Origin of the sequence: Amycolatopsis sp. cg5 (genome assembly GCF_041346955.1) — a bacterium.
Classification (GTDB): Bacteria; Actinomycetota; Actinomycetes; order Mycobacteriales; family Pseudonocardiaceae; genus Amycolatopsis.
The window spans coordinates 4,863,525-4,883,640 of the sequence record NZ_CP166849.1 but is presented as its reverse complement, the minus strand read 5'-3'; the positions used below and the strand labels follow the sequence as shown (position 1 = coordinate 4,883,640).

Annotated in this window: 21 protein-coding genes; 8 read left to right on the top strand and 13 right to left on the bottom strand. The window is 69.9% G+C overall.

What is annotated here, in order from left to right:
* The first annotated feature begins 109 nt into the window (after positions 1-109).
* A complete protein-coding gene (locus tag AB5J62_RS21910; protein ID WP_370941769.1) occupies positions 110-1,432 on the top strand; it encodes a phenylacetate--CoA ligase family protein in 1,323 nt (440 codons plus the stop codon).
* Positions 1,429-1,626, top strand: a complete 198-nt coding sequence (locus AB5J62_RS21905; protein WP_370941768.1) for a hypothetical protein — start codon at positions 1,429-1,431, stop codon at positions 1,624-1,626. Before AB5J62_RS21910 ends, AB5J62_RS21905 begins: the two co-directional genes overlap by 4 nt.
* A gap of 80 nt (positions 1,627-1,706) precedes the next feature.
* Here AB5J62_RS21905 and AB5J62_RS21900 read toward each other — a convergent pair whose 3' ends face one another.
* From AB5J62_RS21900 to AB5J62_RS21875, 6 genes are all read right to left on the bottom strand, one after another.
* Entirely contained in the window at positions 1,707-2,726 is a 1,020-nt protein-coding gene (locus AB5J62_RS21900; protein ID WP_370941767.1) for a methyltransferase, read from the bottom strand.
* Between the two features lie 15 nt (positions 2,727-2,741).
* Entirely contained in the window at positions 2,742-3,143 is a 402-nt protein-coding gene (locus AB5J62_RS21895; protein WP_370941766.1) for a nuclear transport factor 2 family protein, read from the bottom strand.
* A 29-nt stretch (positions 3,144-3,172) separates the two neighbouring features.
* Complete coding sequence (locus tag AB5J62_RS21890; protein ID WP_370950313.1) at positions 3,173-4,939, bottom strand: FAD-dependent monooxygenase; 1,767 nt, start codon at positions 4,937-4,939, stop codon at positions 3,173-3,175.
* A 58-nt stretch (positions 4,940-4,997) separates the two neighbouring features.
* Positions 4,998-5,888 carry an SDR family NAD(P)-dependent oxidoreductase gene (locus tag AB5J62_RS21885; RefSeq protein ID WP_370941765.1) on the bottom strand — a complete coding sequence of 297 codons (891 nt, stop codon included), beginning with the start codon at positions 5,886-5,888 and terminating at the stop codon, positions 4,998-5,000.
* Complete coding sequence (locus tag AB5J62_RS21880) at positions 5,888-6,628, bottom strand: SDR family oxidoreductase (protein WP_370941764.1); 741 nt, start codon at positions 6,626-6,628, stop codon at positions 5,888-5,890. The genes AB5J62_RS21885 and AB5J62_RS21880 overlap by 1 nt, the downstream gene beginning before the upstream one ends.
* 77 nt (positions 6,629-6,705) lie before the next feature.
* Positions 6,706-7,386 (bottom strand): TetR/AcrR family transcriptional regulator, encoded by a 681-nt coding sequence (locus AB5J62_RS21875; RefSeq protein WP_370941763.1) that lies wholly within the window; start codon positions 7,384-7,386, stop codon positions 6,706-6,708.
* A gap of 94 nt (positions 7,387-7,480) precedes the next feature.
* Between AB5J62_RS21875 and AB5J62_RS21870 the strand changes: the two genes are divergently transcribed.
* The gene (locus AB5J62_RS21870; RefSeq protein ID WP_370941762.1) at positions 7,481-7,957 is read left to right on the top strand and encodes a MarR family winged helix-turn-helix transcriptional regulator; all 477 of its coding nucleotides are present in this window, start codon (positions 7,481-7,483) and stop codon (positions 7,955-7,957) included.
* On the top strand, positions 7,954-9,183 hold the full coding sequence (locus tag AB5J62_RS21865; RefSeq protein WP_370941761.1) for an MFS transporter: 1,230 nt from the start codon (positions 7,954-7,956) through the stop codon (positions 9,181-9,183). The genes AB5J62_RS21870 and AB5J62_RS21865 overlap by 4 nt, the downstream gene beginning before the upstream one ends.
* A gap of 32 nt (positions 9,184-9,215) precedes the next feature.
* Here the strand turns inward: AB5J62_RS21865 and AB5J62_RS21860 are convergent, their stop codons facing one another.
* Entirely contained in the window at positions 9,216-10,175 is a 960-nt protein-coding gene (locus AB5J62_RS21860) for a hypothetical protein (RefSeq protein WP_370941760.1), read from the bottom strand.
* 100 nt (positions 10,176-10,275) lie between these two features.
* Between AB5J62_RS21860 and AB5J62_RS21855 the strand changes: the two genes are divergently transcribed.
* Positions 10,276-10,707, top strand: a complete 432-nt coding sequence (locus tag AB5J62_RS21855) for an ATP-binding protein (protein WP_370941759.1) — start codon at positions 10,276-10,278, stop codon at positions 10,705-10,707.
* A 114-nt stretch (positions 10,708-10,821) separates the two neighbouring features.
* A complete protein-coding gene (locus AB5J62_RS21850; RefSeq protein WP_370941758.1) occupies positions 10,822-11,700 on the top strand; it encodes a class I SAM-dependent methyltransferase in 879 nt (292 codons plus the stop codon).
* A 22-nt stretch (positions 11,701-11,722) separates the two neighbouring features.
* Here AB5J62_RS21850 and AB5J62_RS21845 read toward each other — a convergent pair whose 3' ends face one another.
* The 3 genes from AB5J62_RS21845 to AB5J62_RS21835 form a co-directional block, all read right to left on the bottom strand.
* Complete coding sequence (locus tag AB5J62_RS21845) at positions 11,723-12,442, bottom strand: ANTAR domain-containing protein (protein ID WP_370950312.1); 720 nt, start codon at positions 12,440-12,442, stop codon at positions 11,723-11,725.
* A gap of 286 nt (positions 12,443-12,728) precedes the next feature.
* Positions 12,729-13,670 carry a TauD/TfdA dioxygenase family protein gene (locus AB5J62_RS21840; protein WP_370941757.1) on the bottom strand — a complete coding sequence of 314 codons (942 nt, stop codon included), beginning with the start codon at positions 13,668-13,670 and terminating at the stop codon, positions 12,729-12,731.
* Positions 13,671-13,698: 28 nt separating this feature from the next.
* A complete protein-coding gene (locus tag AB5J62_RS21835) occupies positions 13,699-15,237 on the bottom strand; it encodes an IucA/IucC family protein (protein WP_370941756.1) in 1,539 nt (512 codons plus the stop codon).
* A gap of 67 nt (positions 15,238-15,304) precedes the next feature.
* Here AB5J62_RS21835 and AB5J62_RS21830 point away from each other — a divergent pair, with 67 nt between their 5' ends.
* On the top strand, positions 15,305-16,903 hold the full coding sequence (locus AB5J62_RS21830; RefSeq protein ID WP_370941755.1) for an IucA/IucC family siderophore biosynthesis protein: 1,599 nt from the start codon (positions 15,305-15,307) through the stop codon (positions 16,901-16,903).
* A gap of 166 nt (positions 16,904-17,069) precedes the next feature.
* Here the strand turns inward: AB5J62_RS21830 and AB5J62_RS21825 are convergent, their stop codons facing one another.
* A complete protein-coding gene (locus tag AB5J62_RS21825) occupies positions 17,070-17,435 on the bottom strand; it encodes an RNA-binding S4 domain-containing protein (protein ID WP_370941754.1) in 366 nt (121 codons plus the stop codon).
* 35 nt (positions 17,436-17,470) lie between these two features.
* Between AB5J62_RS21825 and AB5J62_RS21820 the strand changes: the two genes are divergently transcribed.
* The gene (locus AB5J62_RS21820; protein ID WP_370941753.1) at positions 17,471-18,793 is read left to right on the top strand and encodes a M20/M25/M40 family metallo-hydrolase; all 1,323 of its coding nucleotides are present in this window, start codon (positions 17,471-17,473) and stop codon (positions 18,791-18,793) included.
* 64 nt (positions 18,794-18,857) lie between these two features.
* Here AB5J62_RS21820 and AB5J62_RS21815 read toward each other — a convergent pair whose 3' ends face one another.
* Entirely contained in the window at positions 18,858-19,079 is a 222-nt protein-coding gene (locus tag AB5J62_RS21815) for a DUF5703 family protein (RefSeq protein WP_370941752.1), read from the bottom strand.
* On the bottom strand, positions 19,076-20,110 hold the full coding sequence (locus tag AB5J62_RS21810; protein WP_370941751.1) for a YncE family protein: 1,035 nt from the start codon (positions 20,108-20,110) through the stop codon (positions 19,076-19,078). The genes AB5J62_RS21815 and AB5J62_RS21810 overlap by 4 nt, the downstream gene beginning before the upstream one ends.
* Between the last annotated feature and the right edge of the window lie 6 nt (positions 20,111-20,116).

Sequence of the window (20,116 nt, the reverse complement as noted above, 5' to 3'; positions counted from 1 at the left end):
GTAGTGGCGTACCACCATGACGGCAACCGAATCCGCGCTGTTTCAACCATGCTTGAAACGTTCCTGAATCACGCTGGGGGATATGGCGCGCGCTGCTACATTCGAAAGTATGCTCGGCTCACCCTATTGGAATCCGAAAACCGAAACGCTCGCCCGTGCGGAACTCGATTCGCTGCGGCTGGCCAAGCTGCGCATACTCTGCCGTCGCGCGCTGTCGAGCGCGCATTACCGCCGCACATTCGCCGAAGCGGGCTTCGAGCCGGACCAGCTGCGCGGACTCGACGACCTGCGCCGCATCCCGTTGCTCACCAGGGCCGAATGGATGCGCGGCCAGGAGGCGAACCCGCCGTTCGGCGACCTCCCGGTCATCACACCGGAAGCCTCGATCCGGGTCCACACCACGTCGGGCACCTCGGGCAGCACCCCGCTGCGCGCGCTCGACACCCGCCAGGATTGGGCCTGGGTGGCGGAAATGTGGGCGTACGGGCTCTGGGGCGCGGGCGTCCGCGCGCACGACACGGCGTATATCGCCTTCGGCTACGGCTCGTTCATCGGCTTCTGGGGACTGCATGACGCGGCCCAGCGCATCGGCGCGCTCGTGGTGCCGGGCGGCGCGCAGACCACCGGTTCCCGTCTGCGGCAGATCATCGACTTCGGCGCGACCGTCGTCGCGTCCACTCCGACATATGCGTTGCGCCTGGCCGAAGAGGCGGTCTCACTCGGCATCGACCTGCCCGCTTCACCGGTGCGCAAGCTGATCCTGTCCGGCGAGCCCGCGGGCTCGATACCCGAGACCCGCGCGCTCATCGAGCGGGCATGGGGCGCCGCCGTGCACGACACCGCGGGCATGACCGAGGTCGGCACGATCACGACGTTCGAGTGCGCGCACCACCCCGGCGGCATGCACCTCATCGAAGACCAGGTGATCGAGGAGGTACTCGACCCGCTGACACTGGAGCCGGTCCCGTACGGCGTCGTCGGCGAACGCGTCGTCACCTCGTTCGGCAGGGCGGGCACCCCGCTGCTGCGCTACCGCACGGCGGACCTGGTCGAGCGCGTACCCCACGACGTTTGCCGCTGTGGCAGGGGTTTCGACCTCTACCGCGGCGGCATCCTCGGCCGCGCCGACGACATGAAACTCATCCGCGGCACCAACGTCTACCCGCGCGCGGTCGAGCAGATCGTCCGCCAGTTCCCGGAAATCACGGAGTTCCAGGTCCTTTTCGAGCGCTCGGGCATCCGCGACGAGGTCGTGGTGCGCGTCGAGTCCGGCACCGGTGTTCCCGCGGACCTGGGCAGACGACTCTCGGAAGCCCACGAAGGCCTGAAGTTCCGCCTCGAACTCGCCTCGCCCGGGTCCCTACCGCGCTTCGAGCTCAAGGCCCGGCGTTTCGTCGACACCCGAACCACACCGCTGGGAGCGAGCCGATGACCACGACCGAGATCGAGTCCACTGTGGACCTTCTGGGTACCCCGTTGTCGGCGGACGAGGCCGAGCTGCTCGACCTGCACCGGCGGCTCACCGACCTGGCCGCCCGAGACCTCGCACCGACCACGGCCACCGCGGTGGCGGGCGCCCTGACCCAGCTCACCCTGGCCGTCAACGCCTTGGCCATCACCTACTAAGCCGGGATAAAGCCTGCTTTACTCCCGGGGATAAAGCGGGCTTTATCCCCGGGAGTAAAGCCCGCTTTATCCCGGCCCTGTCAGCGCTTGAAGCCGACGACCATGCCTTCGTGCCCGGTCAGCGTCTGCACGGAGGTGTCGACGAAACCGGCGTCGCGGAGCCAGCCGGCGCAGTCCGCGCCGGTGAAGTCGAAACCACCCTCTGTCTCGACCGCCATGTTCAGGCTCATCAACATGCCGTAGGCGTGGCTCCGCCGCTCGTCGTCGATCAGCGCCTCGTAGACGATGATCGCCCCGCCCGGCGGCAGCGCGGCGTACGCCTTCGCGATCAGCTCACGCTTACGGTCCAGATCCCAGTCGTGCAGGATGTGACCGAAGATCAGGACCTCGGAGCCCGGCAACGGCTCCGCCAGGAAGTCGCCGCCGGCGAACGAGAGCGGCACGCCGAGTCGTGCGGCGTGCTCCTCGAACGGGGCCTGGACCGCGGGCAGGTCGAAGCCGGTCGCGGCCAGATGCGGATGCCGTTTCACCAGGTGGGCGAGCAGGGTGCCCTGCGCGCAGCCGACGTCCGTGACCGTGCGGTAGTCCTTCCAGGGGAAGGCGTCCACGAGCGCGCGGATCGCGCCCATGCTCCGGCCGCTCATCGAGCGGAGGAAGCCGCGCAGCCGGTCGGGGTCGGCGTACAGCGTGGGGAAGAAGTCGCCGCCGTGGCGGGTTTCGTTCTGGGGTTTGCCGGTGCGCAGCGCGTCGGTCAGGTGGCCCCAGAACGGGTACAGCCGCCGGTTCGCCATCTCGAGCAGGCCGCCGAGGTAGGTGTCCGGCTTGGTTTCGTCCAGGTAGAGCGAAGTCAGCTCGGTCAGCGAGTACCGGCCGCCGGCGTCGCGGTCCAGCATGTCCGACGCGACGAGCACGTCGAACAGGTCACGGGCGCCGCGCCGGATTCCGGTGGCCGCCTGGAGTTCGCCGAATTCGAGCGGGCCGCCCGCAAGCGCGCGGAACACGCCGAGTTCGACGGCGCTCAGCAGTGCCTGTGACGCCCAGAACCCGAACGCCAGATCGAGGATCGGCTCCGGACCGGTTGCTGCGGCTGACTCGCTCACCTGGGGATCCCTTTCTCAGCGCCAGAAGGCGTTTTCGGCTTCGACGTCGTTCGAGAACACCCAGGCCTCGGCGATCAGGCCGTCCGCGACCCTGATGAGATCGACGCCGCGCAGGTCGAGCGGCTCGCGGCCCTCGCGCTGGGCGGTCAGGTGGAAGGTGACCGCCACCATCTCGTTGGTGGCCATCCGGTCGAAGTGGTCGACGTGGAAGGTGCCGCCACTGCGGCCGGGGAACTCGGCCATCGCGGCCAGCGCCACGTCGGCGCCCCGGAACGAGCCCGCCAGCGGGTGGTCGCCTGGCTGGTGCCAGACGACGTCGTCGGCGAGCGTCGCGCGGACGGCGGCGATGTCGCCGCGCACCAACGCGTCGAAGAACTCGTTCACCACCGACAACGGCGTCTTTTCTGCGGTCTCCACGGTGTTTCCCTTTCTCTTGTTACCTGGTTTCAGCGTGAGCCGAGGCTCACGAGGTCCGCGCGGCCGCTGAGCAGGAGCGCGTTGGCTTCCTCCCACGACACCGCGCCGGGGACGAGGGCGGGCATGCCGGTTTCGAGCCTGATCCGCTCGCCGAGCGAGGTCGCGCCGCTGACGTTGATCGCGTCGACACCCAGCTTGGCCAGCGAGTGCGCGAGCGCGACGGACTCTTCGGCCGACTCGCCGGTGCGCTCCAGCCGGACCACGAACGGCTTGTCGTCCGGCCAGTCCGCGCGTGCCCCGGCGACCGTGTCGAGCACTTTCTTCCGCGGTACCGGGATTTCCACGAGATCGAACCCGGCTTCGTGCGCTCGTCGCACGGCAGGGGAGTCCCATGAGCCGGACAGTCTCGCGCCGAACAAGGCGTCCTCACGCTGCCGCAGCGCCGCGATCCGCCTCGCCCAGCGCGAAGCCTGGTGATCGTCGCTCAGGCTCAGCGGCTCGGTCAGATAGAGCCCGGCTTCCTCGTGCGGCTCGCCCGTCTCTGCCAGGTCCGCCACGAGCCGGTTCGGTAATCGCCTGCCACACAAGGAAAACGGCTGCTCGACCGGCTCCAGCGGCGATTCGCCGGTGCCACCGGCTCGCCGGTCGAACCACGACTCCACCGCCGCGACGTAGCCGGGGTCGCGTGAGCGGAGCTTCGTCCGGCTCAGCCGTCCGCTGCGGGTCAGCAGCGTGAAGCCGAACTCCTCCGGCGGCTGGCCGGTGCGCCACCTGACCGACTCGAACCATTCGAGGCTCGACTGCGCGGCGCGCTGGTAGGACTCGACGACCGGTCGCCGGGCCGTTTCGTAGGCCTCCAGCGCCGTTTCCAGCTCTGGGGTCCCGTCCAGCGCGCTCGCGAGGCCGAACGCGTCGTCCATGGCCAGCTTGGTGCCGGAGCCGATGGAGAAGTGCACGGTGTGTGCGGCATCGCCGAGCAGCACGATGTTGCGGTCGCGCCAGGTCGCCGTCCGCACGGTCGAGAACCGCAGCCACTGCGAGTTGTTCGGCAGCAGCCGGTGCCCGTCGAGGAAGTCGCCGAAAAGCTCCTCGCACAGTGCGACGCTGCGTTCGTCCGACTCGCCGGGCCAGCGGGGTTCCGCGGCGTGGCGGTCGAAGCCGAGTTCACGCCAGATGTGTTCGTCCGTCTCGACGATCACGGTGCTGCGGTCCCCGCTGTACGGATACGCGTGCAGGTGCACCGGTCCGTGCTCGGTCTGGACGAACGCGAAGGTGAACGCGTCGAGCACACGGTCGGTCTCCAGCCACATGTAGCGGCACCGGCTGACGTCCAGCCGAGGGCGGAAGACCTTGGCGTATCTGGTGCGCACCGGCGAATTCGCGCCGTCCGCCGCGACCACGAGATCGTGCGAGCGGGCGAGTTCGTCGACCGGCGGTGCGTCCGTGCCGTGCCGCAGCCCGACACCGAGCTCGGCGCACCGCTCACGCAGGATGCGCAGCAAGGTCATCCGCCCGAGCCCGGCGAACCGGTGCCCGCCCGCGACCTGCACGCGATCCTGATAGTGGACCTCGATATCCGACCAGCGCACGAATTCGCGCGCCATGGCCGCGGCGATCCCGGTCCCGGCGTCGGCGATGCGGTCGAGCGTCTCGTCCGAGAACACCAGGCCGAAACCGAAGCGATCGCCGGTGGTGTGCCGTTCCCACACCGTCACTTCCCTTGCGGGGTCTTGTCTCTTCGCCAAGATCGCGAAGTACAGACCCCCTGGGCCACCTCCGATGACCGCGATACGCATCCCCACAACGGGCACGGTACGTGATCTTCGATGACCGGACAGCTATTTCAAGCCTGGCTTAAACACTCGCCGCGGGGCTCAGCAGATCCGCCATTTCGATGCGGTGGTAGAACTCCTCGCGGATCCGATCCGCGACCGCGCTGACCACTTCACTTCCGTCGTGGCTCGGGTCGATGTGCGTGCGGAACGGCCGTGTGCCGTGCGGACGGCCGACGACGTCGACGATCGCGTCCGCGACCGCGGCGACGTCCGCGTCCGGCGGTGTCATGGCGGCGAGCTTGCCGGTGATCTCGTCGAGCACGCCGTGGTAGCGCTCGTCGTAGGCGGCGAGCCTGGCCTGGTCGGCCGGGTGCCCGGCGTTCGGGAAATGGTTGGTGCCAGTGGTGAACGCGCCCGGCACGATGATCGCGGTCTCGATACCGAACCTGGCCACCTCCGCCGCGTAGTGCACCGCGAAGGCGTCCATCGCGGCTTTCGCGGCGAAGTACGGGGTGAGGAACGGCGGGCAGCCGCCGCGGGTGCTGCTGCTCGACACCCACATCAGCAATCCCTTGCCCTGCTTGCGCAGGTGGGGGAGTGCGGCACGGTTGACCCGCTGTGTGCCGAGCACGTTGGTGTCGAAGACCCTGGCGATCTCCTCGGGGGTGAACGCCTCCGTCGGGCCGGTGACGAGATGCCCCGCGTTGTGCAGCACGGCATCGAGCGTGCCCTGCTCGGCGATGAGCCGCTCGACGGCCGCGTCGGCCGACTCCTGGCTGCTCACGTCGAGTTCCACGGCCCGCAACGAGAGCCCGTTTTCCTTGGCGTAGCCGTGTAATTCGGTGACTCGGGGCGCGTTGCGGCCCTCGGTCTCGCGCATGCCCGCGTAGACGGTGTGCCCCGCCCGCGCAAGCGCCCGCGCGCTCAGCGCGCCGATACCGCTCGAAGTTCCCGTGATGAGGATGTTCATCAGACCAGACCACCGTTCGTGCGCAGGACCTGGCCGTTGACCCAGCGGGCCGGGCCGGCGAGGAAGGAGACGGTCGCGGCGATGTCGTCGGGAGTGCCGATGCGCTCCAGCGGCGTCTGCGCGGCCAGCCTGGCGATGGTCTCTTCGTCCTTGCCGTCGAGGAAGAGGTCGGTCGCCGTCGGGCCGGGCGCCACCGTGTTGACGGTGATGTCGCGGCCGCGCAGTTCACGGGCCAGCACCATGGTGATGGCCTCGACCGCGCCCTTGGTCGCGACGTAGACGCCGTAGCCGGGGAACGAGGTGCCGAGCACCGAGGTCGAGAAGGTGATGATCGCGCCACCCGCGCGGACCCGGCGCGCGGCCTGCTGCGCCACCGCGAAGGTGCCGCGGATGTTGACGCGGTGGACCCGGTCGAGCACCTCGAAGTCGGTGTCGGCGATCGGGGTGGGCGCGGTCATCACACCCGCGGCGTGCACGACGACGTCGACGCCGCCGAACTCACGCTCGGCCAGGTCGAAGACCTTCTTGACCGACTCGGGCTCGCTGACGTCGCCCTTCGCGGCGACGGCCTTGCCACCGCCCGCGGTGATCGCGTCGACCGCGGCCTTGGCCTCGACGTCGTTGCCCGCGTAGTTGATGACGACCGAGTAGCCCTCGGCCGCGAGCTTCTCGGCGGTGCGCCTGCCGATTCCCCGGGAGCCACCGGTGACGATGGCGACGCGGGATGTGCTGTCCGTCATGACTTTTCTCCTGCGTGAGGGCGTGTTTCATCGCCGTTCGCCGCGGTTGCGGCGAACGTGGGTCTGGTGTGGGTCTCTTAGTGCTTGGTGGACAAGCGGTTGAGCAATTCGTGGAGCAGGGCCGTCTCGCCCGGTGACAGCCGGGTGTCGGGCCGCTGCCGGAGCCTCGCCGCGAGCTGGACTGCGGCGGTCTCGGTGTCTTGACCGTCCACTGTGTCCTGTGCGGTGAGCACGGCGTGGTGCACGGCGTCGCGCACTTTGACCGAGGTCTCCCTGTCGTACATCTCCGGCCTGCTGACGAGCATCAGCGCGACGCCGATGTTCGCCGTCATGATCATCTCGGCGGCCACCGGCGGCGGCACGCGGAGCCTGCCCGCCGCCGCCACCCGCTCGACGGCGGCCAGCAGCAGCCCGTGCGCCTCGACCGCGGCGGCCGGGGTGCTGGTCACCGAGGGGGAGTGCATGAGCCGGTAGTAGCTCGGGTGCTTCACCGCGAAGTCGACGTGGTTGTCCCAGCCGTCTCGCAGGTCCCGCACCGGGTCCGCGGACGGCTTCGCCGACCGCTTGCTCGCGAGGTACTGCTCGAATCCGTGGTCGACGACCGCGGTGAGCAGGCCTTCCTTGTCGCCGAAGTGGCGATACAGGGTCGGTGCCCCGACGCCGGCCGCCTCGCAGACGGCCCGCGTCGAAACGTCCGCGATCGGCGAGGTGGCGAGCAGGTCGGCCGCCGCTTCGAGTATCGCTGTTCTCGCGTTCATGTAAGCAACGATAACACCCACGCGTTAACGATGCTACCCATTGAGTGTGAGCATCGCTACGCGGGTGATGCAACAGTGCTGTTATGGTTTCGCGGTGACTACCTCGGGGCTGGGAACCCGTCTACGCCATGTGCTGGAAATCCTCGACGGCGACGTCGCCAAACTCTACGACGAACTCGGGCTCGACTGGATGCGGCCGCGCTACGTGCCGGTGGTGCGCGCGCTGGTTCAGCAGGGCCCGCTGTCCATCCGCGACCTGGCGAAAGCCGTCGGGGTGACGCATTCCGCGGCCAGCCAGACGGTCGCGCAGATGGCGAAGGACGGGCTGATCACGTTCACGCCCGGCGAGGACGCGCGGCAGCGGATCGTGCACCTCACCGACAAGGCCCGTGAGCTGCTGCCGGTGCTCGACGCCGAGTGGGCGGCGACCTCGGCGGCCGAGGCGCGGCTCGAGGCCGAGCTGTCCGTTCCGCTGACCCAGTTGCTCGACGAGGTGCTGCGCGCGGTCGAACGCCGCCCGATGCTCCAGCGCATCCACGACGCGGCCGCCGACGGCGGCATCGCGCTGTGAGCCTGCTGTTCGACGCCAGGCCGCTGCGGGAGTTCCCCGCGTTCCGCAGGCTGTGGACGGGGTCGGCGTTGTCGTCGATCGGCAGCCAGATGACCAACCTGGCGGTGATCGCGCAGGTCTACGACCTCACGCACTCTTCGGTGGCCGTCGCCGGGCTCGGCCTGATCCTGGCCGTCTCCATGGTCTCGCTGGGACTGTTCGGCGGCTCGATCGCGGACGCGGTCGACCGCCGCAAACTGGTGCTGATGACGACCACCGGGTTCGCCGTCGTGGCGGCCTTGCTCGCGGTGCAGGCGTTCTTCGATTTCCGTCAGCTCTGGCTGCTGTACCTGCTGGCGGGCGTCCAGTCGGTGCTGATCGCCGCGGGCGCGCCTGCCCGCCGCACGTTCCTCTCGCGTCTGCTGCCGCCCGAGCGGGTGTCGGCCGGGGTGGCGCTGGAACAGCTTTCCTTTCACGCCAGCATGTCCGCGGGCCCGGCGCTGGCCGGGATCCTGATCGGCATCGGCGGCCCGCAGCTGTGCTACCTCGTCGACCTCGTCAGCTTCCTGGGCGCGTTCTACGGCCTCACCGGGCTCGACCCGATGCCGCCCAGCGAAGGCGTCGCGAGGCCAGGGCTCGCCGCGGTCGTGGAAGGCCTCCGGTTCATCCGCCGGACCCCGGTGCTGGCAGGCACCTTCCTCGCCGACCTCAGCGCGACCACGCTGGGCATGCCGATCGCGCTGTTCCCCGCGATCAACGCCGAGAAGTTCGGCGGCGCGCCGCAGACACTCGGCCTGCTCATGGCCTCGCTCGCGATCGGCGGCTTCCTCGGCTCGGCGTTCTCCGGCCCGGCGCACCGCATCCGCAGGCAGGGCCGCGCGATGCTGTGGACGGTCACCGTGTGGGGCGCGGGCATCGCGGGCTTCGCGCTGGCGGACACCCTGTGGCTCGGCGTGCTCCTGCTGGCCGTCGCGGGCGCCGCGGACACGATCAGCGTGATCTTCCGCGCCACGGCCGTCCAGCTGGAGACACCCGATCACCTGCGTGGCCGGGTGACCGCCGTCGACTTCGTGATCGGCGCGGGCGGCCCCGAGATCGGCAACGTCCGCGCCGGTGCGGTCGCGGCCTTCACCTCGGCCACGGTCAGCGCGGCGACCGGCGGCCTCGCCACGATGCTGTGCGTCGTGATCATCCGCCTGACGTTCCCGGCCTTCTCCCGCTACGAGGCCGAGCACCGGGGCTCGTGAGTGGTACGGCCGGTTCTAACCGGCCAAAACACTCACGACCCGAGGCGTTGGGCGCGCTCGGGGTAGCGGGCGACGGCCGAGCGGAGCGCCGCCGGGCCGTGTTTCGTGCCTTGCCGATCGAGCAGCAGGCTGAACGCCTCGTCGGTGGGGAAGTGGGCGAGCATGTCGAGCTTGGTCTCGCTGTTGGGCTTGCGGTCGAGCAGCCGCCCGAGCGTCGGCGCGATGGCGGGCCCGATGCCGTCGGCGAGCGTGTACAGGACGTTGAGGTAGTCGATGTACTCGCGGACGCGGCCGACCCCGGCGAGCGCCTCGAACTGCTCGGCCGAGCCGATCGAGCAGAGCAGCATCGTCCAGTCGGTCTTCGGCCCGCCGCGCTTCACCGCGAGCGCGCACAGCTCGTCGACCCAGTCGGCCTGGTCCGGCACCAGGTAGGCGGCGATCGAACGGGTCCGCAGGTCGACGCGGAGGTCGTCGATCGCGGCTGTGGCTTCGGCGTACTCGGCGTCGGAAGCCACCGCGAGCAGCCTGCGGACGCGGGTCGCGAACTGATCGGGCCAGAAGTAGAAGGGCGAGTCCGGCGTGGCGGTCGCGAGGGTCCACCTGTCGCTACCGGCCTTCGCGGGTTCGAGGTGCACCCGCCCCAGCTCGATGGCGGCGCTCGCGGCGAAGGCCAGCCCGTGGCGCGCCGCCCACGCGTCGGCGATGACGGTCAGCGGGCCGCGGTCGTCGTAGGCGTACGTCCAGCGCACGAGGTGCGCCGCCAAGGCCGCGCCGAACCGGTCGGCCTCGCCGTCGGCGTAGGCCCGCGCGTGCGCGAGCAGCGCCGGATCATCCACAATGGACGGCCAGCGAGGCAGGGCCTTTTCCAGCTCCACCTGGAAGAACGCCTCGGCGTCGGTGTCGAGCGGCTCGACCTCGCGCCGCAGGCCACCGCGCCGCTGGTGGATGTGCGGCCACCATTGTTCAGGGATGACGAACGTCGTTTCGTCCACGCGGCCGACCCTACCCAAGTCGCCGCTGGCGCGGCGGAACGCCGGTGCGCTCCGTATGCTGGGTCGGCTGCGTTGTTCTCTCGCGAAGGTGGCTGGACCGATGGCGGACGACCACGGCGGATCGGCGTCCGGAGCGCACTGGTCGCTGGATCTGCGGGGCACCGACGTGCCGGCGCTGGTGCAGGTGCGCCGCTGGGCGTCGCGCACGCTGCAGGCGGTCGGCGACGCCGACCTGGGTGACGTGCTGCTGGTCGCGACCGAGCTGGTCACCAACGCCTACGACCACGGCAAGGGCCCGCTCGAGATCAGGATGAGCCACACCGCGACCCCGTGCCGGGTCCGGATCGAGGTCGACGACAGCTGCCCCGACCGCCCGTTCGTCGTCGGGCACGCCGACGCGCGGCCGCGGGGCCGGGGGATGCTGATCGTGGACAAGCTCTCCGCCGAGTGGGGCGTGCTCGACCACCACGAGCGCGGCACCAAAACGGTGTGGGCGGAAATGGCGTGCGACGGAATCGACGAAATCCCCTGAATTCAGGCCCATTTCAGCGTCGGCTGAAAGCGGACAGCGCTGCTTGCTGCCGTGGTCGCCGCTCACCTACAGTCGGTGACAGGGGAATTCGTCTTTTTCTGAATCGGAGTAGGCGTGGCGCAGACAGAAGATCACCTTGGCCGGCTCAAGGAACTCATTTCCACCCCGGACAGCCGCAACGGGAACTTCGAGGAAATGGTGCTGACTTTCTACGATCTTGTCTCCGACAAGTATCGCAGCGACTGGGGGCAGTCGAACCATCTCGCGCCGGTCAAGGATGGCCAGAGCATCGACGAGGCCATGCTGGAGCTGGAACTCGCGCTGGCGAAGCGCGGCGGATTCACCGCAGGCCAGTCGCTGCTGGAAGTGGGCAGTGGAATCGGTGGCCCGGCCATGAACATCGCCGAGAACATCGGCGCCGCGGTGACCGGATTGGATTTCAGCCCGAAGCGTGTCGAAGGTGCCAAACAGCACGCCGAGCGGCGCGGACTTTCCGACAAGGTGAAATTCGTCCAAGGCGACGCGCAGAAAATGCCGTTCGAGGACAACAGTTTCGACGGGGCTTACACCAGTGAGGCGGTTTGCCACGTTCCGGACAAGACCGCCGTGCACAAAGAGGTCGCCAGGGTGCTGCGTCCCGGCGGCCGCTGGGTCGGCCACGACTGGCTGGCCGCGGACGGGCTGACCGCCGCGCGGCGGGCGGAGCTCATCGAGCCGGTCGCCCGCACTCAGAGCCTGCACCACATGTCCACGCCCAGTGAGCTCAAGGCGGACCTGGAGGCGGCCGGGTTCACCGACGTCGTCGTCGGCAACCTCCCCGACGAGCAGGATTGGACCGGCCAGTGGGACTTCCTCGAAGCGAAGTCCCGCGAGGTCCAGGGCTTCGACGACCCGGTGTTCCACTTCCTCGGCGAGGGCGGGTTCGCCGTGTCACGGGCCGCGCGTGAAGGCGCCTTCCTGGTGGTCTACTTCGAAGCGACCCTGCCTGCCTGAGCCGGACGGCGCCCTGGCGGGCTCAGCCGGGCCCGCCTGCGGCGTTGGTCATCTTGCGGACGAAGCCGGTGGCGACGTCGCGCAGTTTGACGTTGGTGTTCTGTGACTCGGTGATCAACCTGGCCATCGCGGCGTTCTCGTCGATCGTGTGAATCGCCATGAGCATGCCCTTGGCCTGCTCGATCACGGCGCGGTTGCGCATCGCGGCGTCGAGCTGGACGGCGAGCTGGTTCGCTTCCTGCCATCTTCGCAGCAGCCGCATGCTCGACTCGGCGACCAGCGAGTACAGCCGCAGCACCTGTTCGTCCAGGTCCTGGTAGCCGTGCTCGGCGAAGCCGAACAGGTTGATCGCGCCGATCAGGCGCTCGTCGACGTGCAGAGGCGCGGCCAGGAAGCTGCGCACGCCGAGTTCCTTGGCGGACTCGACGAACGGCGGCCACAGCTCGTGGGCGGTGGCGACCGACACGCGCACGACCTCGCCGTTGGCCGCGGCACGCAGGCACGGGCCGTCCCCGGCGCGGTACTGGGCTTGGTCGACCTGCAAGGCACGCTTGTCGGTGTACGCCGTGGTCTCCGGCTTCCGGTCGCGGATGACCGTCACGCTGGCCATGTCGGCCTGCGGGACGACGCGTACCGCCTCCACGCACACCGCGTGGAGCAGGTCGCCCACGTCGGGCGCGGAATCCAGGTGCCCGGTCAGTGCGGTCATGGCGTCGGTGAGCTCGTCGAGACGCTCCACCAGTTCAGCTCCGCGTTGCTCCACGGAACCCCTTTCCAAGCCCATGGCGCCGCGGCGAACCGGCGGCGCCGAACCACAAATGCGTCCGCTGCCTCTTTGAACGGTTCCCGCCAATCCTAACCGGGTCCCGGTGAGCGGTGAAGCGGGCTGTCCGGCCCGGAACCACCCTGGCGGAGCAGCGCCTCCAAAACGCGTTGTGCCTGGTGACCGTCGTCGAAGCCGGCCAAGGTGCCGCGCGGGGGTCGTGAGTGTTTAGACCGGTTAGAACCGGCCGTACCACTCACGACGCTCACGAGCCCAGCGGGCGGCCGGTGATCGGGGTGGAGGAGCGTCCGTCCACCCCGGCCGGGATGTCGCCGGCGAGCATGACCCGGTGCATGGTCCGCGGGAAGTCGAGATGCGCGGTGTCGCTCGGCGCCAGGTGGATCGTCGCCCGGTTGTCCCAGAACGCGACGCTGCCCGGCTCCCAGCGGAACCGCACCGTGTACTCGGGCCGGGTGACCTGCTCGAGGAACATCTCCAGCAGCAGCCGGCTTTCGGCGCGTGAGACGTCGCGGAGTTGCTCGATGTAGTAGCCGTTGACGGACAGGATCCGCTCGCCGGTCTCGGGGTGGACGCGCACGACCGGGTGGATCGAGGCGACCTGGTGGTCTTGGAGGTGCTGGGCGTAGGCGTCGGGCCCTGGCCGTGTTTGGTAGCCGACGCCGAGGCGGTGCTCGGCCCAGAGGGTGTCGGCGAACCGTTTGACGGGCTCGGACAGGCCGTCGTAGGCGACCGCCAGGTTGGACCAGGTGGTGTCGCCTCCGTACGGTGGCACGGTTTCGGCGCGGAGGATGGTCGCGGCGGGCGGGTTGATGCGGGCTCCGTGGTCGCAGTGCCAGCCTCGTAAGACCGAGTGGCGTCTGCGTTCGAGCCACTCCTGGTTGTCCATGCCGTAGCGGCCCGCGAGTTCGAGACGGTCGGCCGTGGTCTCGACTTCGGGGAAGTCAGAGGGTGACGCGCTGCCGCGCGACTTGAGGATTACGGGCTCGCCGAAGTGCCGGGCGAACGCGATGTGCGCGGCGTGGTCGAGCTTCTGGTCGCGGAAGAAGACGACCTTCCAGCGCAGGACGGCGGCCTTGATCGCCGCGATGACCGCGTCGTCGAGTGGCCCGGCGAGGTCGACGCCGGCTATCTCGGCGCCGATGTGGCCCGCGGCCGGTTTGACCTCGACCTCGGCGGCTGTCGTCACTGCGGTCCTCCACTCGTCGGGGATGATCTTAAGACGGGAACGGGTTGGGCAGGTAGGCCCAAGCCGTGGTCTCGGGGTGCAGCCGCATCAGGGTCAGCGGCTTGGCCGGGATCGGCTCGGTGAGCAAGGCCGCGCGGTCGGCGCGAACGGCCGGGGTGTCGGGCATCGCCTCGTAGGTACGGCGAACACGGTCCCCGACAACGCGCCAGAGTCCGGGCGCGTGCTCGGAAAGCGTGGTGACCAGGCCGGTCATGGTCGTCGCGAAGAACGTCGCGAACAGTTTGGCGCGCAGGTCGGCGTCGGGGACGCGGAACCGCGATGGCATGCCGGGCCAGGACAGGCCGGCGTCGCGGAGGCGGTCGGGGCCGAGCCGGATGTCGGCGAGGTCGCGGTAGATCAACCGTCGTGGCCTGCCGTTTTCCAGCACCAGCACCAAGTTCTGCTCGTGCGCCTCCAACGCCACGCCCCAGGCGAGCAGGGTCAGCAACGGGGGCAACGCCACCGCCGCGAACTCGGCCAGCCACTCCGCCGGGTCGGCCGCGAGTGTGCACAGCGGGGGACAGCCGCCCGCTACCGGCCGGGCCGTCAACGCCGCGATCGGCAGCACGGTCTCGCCGGGACCGACGGCAGGGGAGTCGCGCACGATCGCGGCCAGGTCGCGATGCGGCGAACCGTCGATGAGCACCGCCGCCGCGGCCCGGTTTTCCTGCAGGGCAAAGCCATCGAGGCGCGAGACCGTGTCACGCAGGAACGCCGACAGCGCGACGCCCGTGTCCACCGAGCCGCCCGAGATGTCCCGCACCGCGGACGTGAGCTGGGTGCTCAACGCCGTCTTCACCTGCCACGGCTTCCCGATCGGCGCGAGCGTGCGCAGTGCCAGCAACGGCCGCGACGGCAAGGCGCCCGGCTTCTGCGGGACCAGGCCGTGCCGCGGCAGGACCTGCGCCGACTGCCAGGGATGGACGGGAAGCAGCACGTCGTCGCCGCTGCGCAGATCATCGGGCCAGTCGCCGCGGACCACGCACCGGGCGGCGGGAACGACGAGCAGATCGAGCGCGACGATCGGGCGGAATTCGGGGCCGTAGGCCAGGTGGTCGGCCGCGGTGAAGCCGGTGCGGTTGCGGCAGCAGGGATGCAGGGGATGACCGTCGACGACGCTTTGCTCGTACTCCGCCCACGTCGACGCCGGGTGGCCGAGCGCGGGAGCGCCCGCTCGCGCGAGTGCCATGGCCGCGACGCTGTGCGCGATTTCGGCTTCGAGGCGCGCCGCTTCCGGCCAGCCGAGCGCGGCGAGGAACGCGGCGGGGTGGTCGTAAGGCGTGCCGTCGATGCTGATCACGGCGCGGGAGCAGGTGAGACGGCGGCCGTCGTCGAGGGTGAGCGTGTCCGCCGAACGGTGCGCGACGCGGGGGAGCGGGTCGAGACGGAAGCCGCGCCAAAGCCGGGTGAGGACGGCCGCGCGCGCTCCCGGCAGCTCGTCGCGGTAGCGGAGTTCGGGGCGGAGCCGGGCGACCTCGGCGGCGAAGGCGGACTCAACGGGTGATTCGAACGCCTGTGACGAGACCAACGACACCGCACCTCTGCCGGTTACACGAGAATGATGGGCGACTGCGAGCAAGCCTAGAGGGAGATCGGTGGAACCGAGCACTGACCTGGAGCGCCGCGCCGACGCCATCACCGGCACGGCGGTGCTGAACTGCCTCCGGCGCGAGGTCACCGCCGTCGAGGGCGGGCTGACGACCGACGACACGCACGTGACGATCAGGCTGCGGCGCGCGGGCATCGTGCTGCGCGCGCGGCACGGCCGCTGGGCGTCCGAACCCGAACGGCTCACCGGCGACGTCTGGAGTCCGCTGACCTGGCGTGAACTCGCCGGCGCCGTCTGCCAGGAACTGACCTTGCGCACGGGTGTCGCGGCCGACGCGCTCGTCGCCGAGATCACCGACAGCCGCACCGCGCTCGAAGCGATGCTGCGAGCCCGCGTGGGCGCCGCGATGCCGGACGAGCTTTACCAACGCTCCGAACAGGCATTGGTCGCCGGGCACCGCTACCACCCGGCTCCCAAGGGGCGTGGCGGCATCGCGGCCGAGCACTGGCTGCCGTACGCGCCCGAGGCGCACGCGAGCTTTCCGTTGAGCCACTTGGCGGTCCACGAGGACGTCTTCGCCGACGAGGGTGACACCTCGGCGTTGTCGGGGCTCGGCGCCGAGGTCCCGGACGGCTACCGGCTGCTGCCCGCGCACCCTTGGCAGCTGACGTTGCTCCAGGATCGCCTGCCCGCGCTGCGCGACGGCAGGCTGCGCGTGCTCGGCGCGGGCGACCGGCGAGTCTGGCCGACCTCGTCGGTGCGCACGGTCTGCGATCCGGCGGCCGACCTGTTCTACAAGTTCAGCCTCGACGTCCGGATCACCAACGACGTCCGGCGGCTGTGGCTGTACGACCTGCGCTGGACCGCGCCGCTCGCCCGCGTGCTGCGACCGGCGTTCGCCGACGTCGCGTCGGCGTTCCCCGGCACCGCGTTCCTGATCGACCGCGGCTATCGCACGATCGACGTCGGCGACGTGGACCTCTACGAGGGACTCGCCGTCGTGGTCCGCGACGGCGTCCGCGCGCACACCCTGCCCGGCGTGACACCGCTGCTCACCGCCGGCATCAGCGAAGGCTTCCCCGGCAACCCGCTCGACGGCCTCGACGCGGCCGCGACGCTCACCTGGTGGCGCCGCTATCTCGCGACGGTCGTGCCGCCGGTGCTGCACATGTACTTCCGGCACGGCGTCGTGCTCGAATGCCACCTGCAGAACGTGCTCGTCGGCGTCGACCCTGGCGGCATGCCGGTGCAGGCGCTCTTCCGTGACCACGAGGGTGTCCGGCTGCTCGCGTCGCGGCACGCCGAGCTGCTGCGGGAGGTCGACGGGCCGCACTCGCTCGCGCGCGGTGTCGATGCCGAGCACGGGTGGCAGCGGCTGCAGTACTGCCTGGTCACGAATCATCTGCACGAGATCGCGGGCGCGATCGTCGAGCGCCATCCCGCGCTCGCGGAGGACGTGTGGGCGGAGGCGCGGGGCGCGTTCGTGGCGTATGGACGGGACCACGGGACGCCTGCCGAGCTGAGTGAGCTGCTGGACAGCCCGCAGGTGCCGAGCAAGACGAATCTGCTGCTGCGCTGGTTCGACGCGGACGGCGCGGCGAGCACGTACGTCGCGCACCCGAACCCGCTGCTGACGCGGTCCTAGAAAGCTGTGGTGGTGCCGCCCGGTCGGGGGGCGTGCCGAGTGGCACCACCACACGCAGGGAAAGAGGGGACTCGCGAGTGATCATGACGGCTGAACCGGGGCTTCACCTGATCGAGTGAACGGTGGGCAGGCGACCAGCGATTTCCCCCGCCGGTCAGGCCGAGCGCTAGTAGTCGCCCGCCCTGAACTGATCCATGACCCGCCGCTCCCGCTTGGTCGGCCTGCCCGCGCCCCGGTCCCGCTTCGCGACGGGAATCGCCATCTCCTTGGGCGGTGGCGGCGTCCGGTCGATGAAGCAGGTGGCCGCGTCGGCCGCGCCGACCCGCTTCTGGATCACGCGGACCACCTCGATGACGCGCGTCGTGTCGTTGACCCGCGCGCGGATCTGATCACCGGGAACGACGGTGGTCGCGGGCTTCGCGGGTTTGTCGTTGACGCGCACGTGCCCGCCGCGGCAGGCCGCCGCGGCGTCGGGCCGGGTCTTGGTCAGGCGGACCGCCCAGAGCCAGCGGTCGACACGAGTGGACTCCACAGCTCTACATACTGGCACCTGGTAGGAATGGCCACGTGACCGAACCGAACTTGATCGAAACCGCCGCCGAAGAAGCCGTCACCCTCGTCAGTGAGCTCATCCGCATCGACACGACCAACACCGGCGACCCCGCCACCCTGGTCGGCGAACGGGAGGCCGCCGAGTACGTCGCGGAGAAGCTGACCGAGGTCGGGTACGAGATCACCTACGTCGAATCCGGCGGCAAGAACCGGCACAACGTGATCGCCAGGCTCGCCGGCGCCGATCCGAGCCGGGGCGCGCTGCTCATCCACGGGCACCTCGACGTCGTGCCCGCCGACGCCTCCGAGTGGTCGGTGCACCCGTTCTCCGGCGCGATCCAGGACGGCTACGTCTGGGGCCGCGGCGCGGTCGACATGAAGGACATGGTCGGCATGACGCTCGCGCTGGCCCGGCACTACAAGCGGCACAACATCGTGCCGCCGCGCGACCTCGTGTTCGCGTTCCTCGCCGACGAGGAGGCCGGGGGACAGTACGGCGCGCAGTGGCTGGTCGAGAACCGGCCGGAGCTGTTCGAGGGCGTCACCGAGGCGATCAGCGAGGTCGGCGGCTTCTCGATCACGCTCAAGGACAACGTCCGCGCCTACCTGATCGAGACCGCGGAAAAGGGCATCCGCTGGATGAAGCTGCGCGTGCGCGGCACCGCGGGCCACGGCTCGATGATCCACCGCGACAACGCGGTCACCAAGCTCTCCGAGGCCGTCGCGCGGCTCGGCAACCACCGGTTCCCGTTGGTGCTGACCGATTCCGTCAAGGAGTTCCTCGCGGGCGTCACCGAGATCACCGGCTGGGACTTCCCCGAGGATGACATCGACGGCGCCGTCGCGAAACTGGGCAACATCTCGCGGATGATCGGCGCGACACTGCGCGACACCGCGAACCCGACCATGCTGACCGCGGGCTACAAGTCCAACGTGATCCCGTCGTTCGCCGAGGCCGCGGTGGACTGCCGGATCCTGCCGGGCCGTCTCGAGGCGTTCAACAAGGAGCTGGACGAGATCCTCGGGCCGGACATCGAGAAGGAGTGGATGGAGCTGCCGCCGGTCGAGACGACCTTCGACGGTGCGCTCGTCGACGCGATGACCGCGGCCGTGCTCGCGGAGGACCCCGGCGCGCGGACGCTGCCGTACATGCTCTCCGGCGGCACCGACGCGAAGGCGTTCCAGACGCTCGGGATCCGCAACTTCGGCTTCGCGCCGCTGCGGCTGCCCGCCGACCTGGACTTCTCGGCGCTGTTCCACGGCGTGGACGAGCGGGTGCCGGTCGACGCGCTGAAGTTCGGCGTGCGGGTGCTGGACCGCTTCTTCCAGGCCTCGTAAGCCTTTCCTGGGGTCGTGAGTGTTTAGGCCGGTTAGAACCGGCCGCATCACTCACGACCCCGGGTCAGGTGATCAGGCCGGGCAGGAGCCCGGGACGGTGCTTGCGGCGGAGCAGTACCCGCCGCGTGCCGTCCGAGTACAGCCGTACGGTCGAGAGTTCCCAGCCCGCGAACTCGGCGTGGATCGCCAGCTGGATCGCCGCGGCCCGGCGGGACACCCCGGGTGGCAGCTGCAGCCGGCGATACTCCCAATCCCCTTCGACCACCGCCTCGTCTACGACAGTCATGGCGCGATCACCTGGATCCCTTCCCCGGTCGCCGAGCCGACGGCGACCTGGCCGGTCTGTTCGTCGACGGTAACCGAATTCGGCTGACGGACCGTCGCGAAACGGTACTTTTCGGTCGGTTCACCGCCACGGACGTCGAATCCGACGACCTCGTTCCGCTCCGTGAGAGTGACCCAGGCGAGGTTGCGCTTGGTGTCGTAGGTGATGCCGTAGATCCCGCCGGGCACCGGGTAGCGCTGGCGCATCAGCAGCGGGTTCGTGGAGAACGCGATCAGCGCGCCGTCGCGGGTGTCGGTGACGAGCACCCGGCCGAAGCCGTCCGCGGTGGCGTTGGTGGCGCCGTCACCGGCACGCAGCCCCTCGCTGACGGTGCCCGCCGCGACGTCGACCGCGAACACGGCCGTGCGCAGCCGGTCGAGCACGACCGTCGAGCCGCCGGTGGTGATCACGTCGTCGGCGCTGTAGATCTTGCCGCTGATGCTCCTGGTCAGCTTGCCGCCGTCGAACACGTCGAGCGCCTTGCGGTCACGGACGGCCACGAGCAGCTGGTTTCCCGCCTCGCGGCCCGCGGCGGGCTGACCGGCGACCTCGAACGGGGCGAGCGTCCCTGCGGGGAGCGCGACACGCGCGAGCTGGGACTTCGACGGGATGCTGGCCACGACCTGGCCACCCGAGACGGTCAGGCGCTCCACCGGACCGGCGAGCGGCACGTCCCGCGGCGCGGCGTCGGGCGTGTCGAGATCGACCAGCCGTAACGCGGGTGGCTCCGCGAGCGCGACGACCAGCGTGCGCGTCGAGGCGTCCATCGCCATGGCCGTCACACCGGCGGCCGGGAGCACCCGGCCGGCGGGCTTGGCCGCGGTGGCGGGGGAGACCGGCGCGGTCGCGGCCACCGGGTCCTTGACGATCTGCAGGTCGTCGCTCGGTTTGCCGTCATCGGAACAGCCAGTGAGCACGAGCGCGCCAGCCAGGCCGATCCCCACCAGCTGCAGACGCACCAAGCCTCCCGGCGATTCTCTACGCAGAGTCATTCCCAG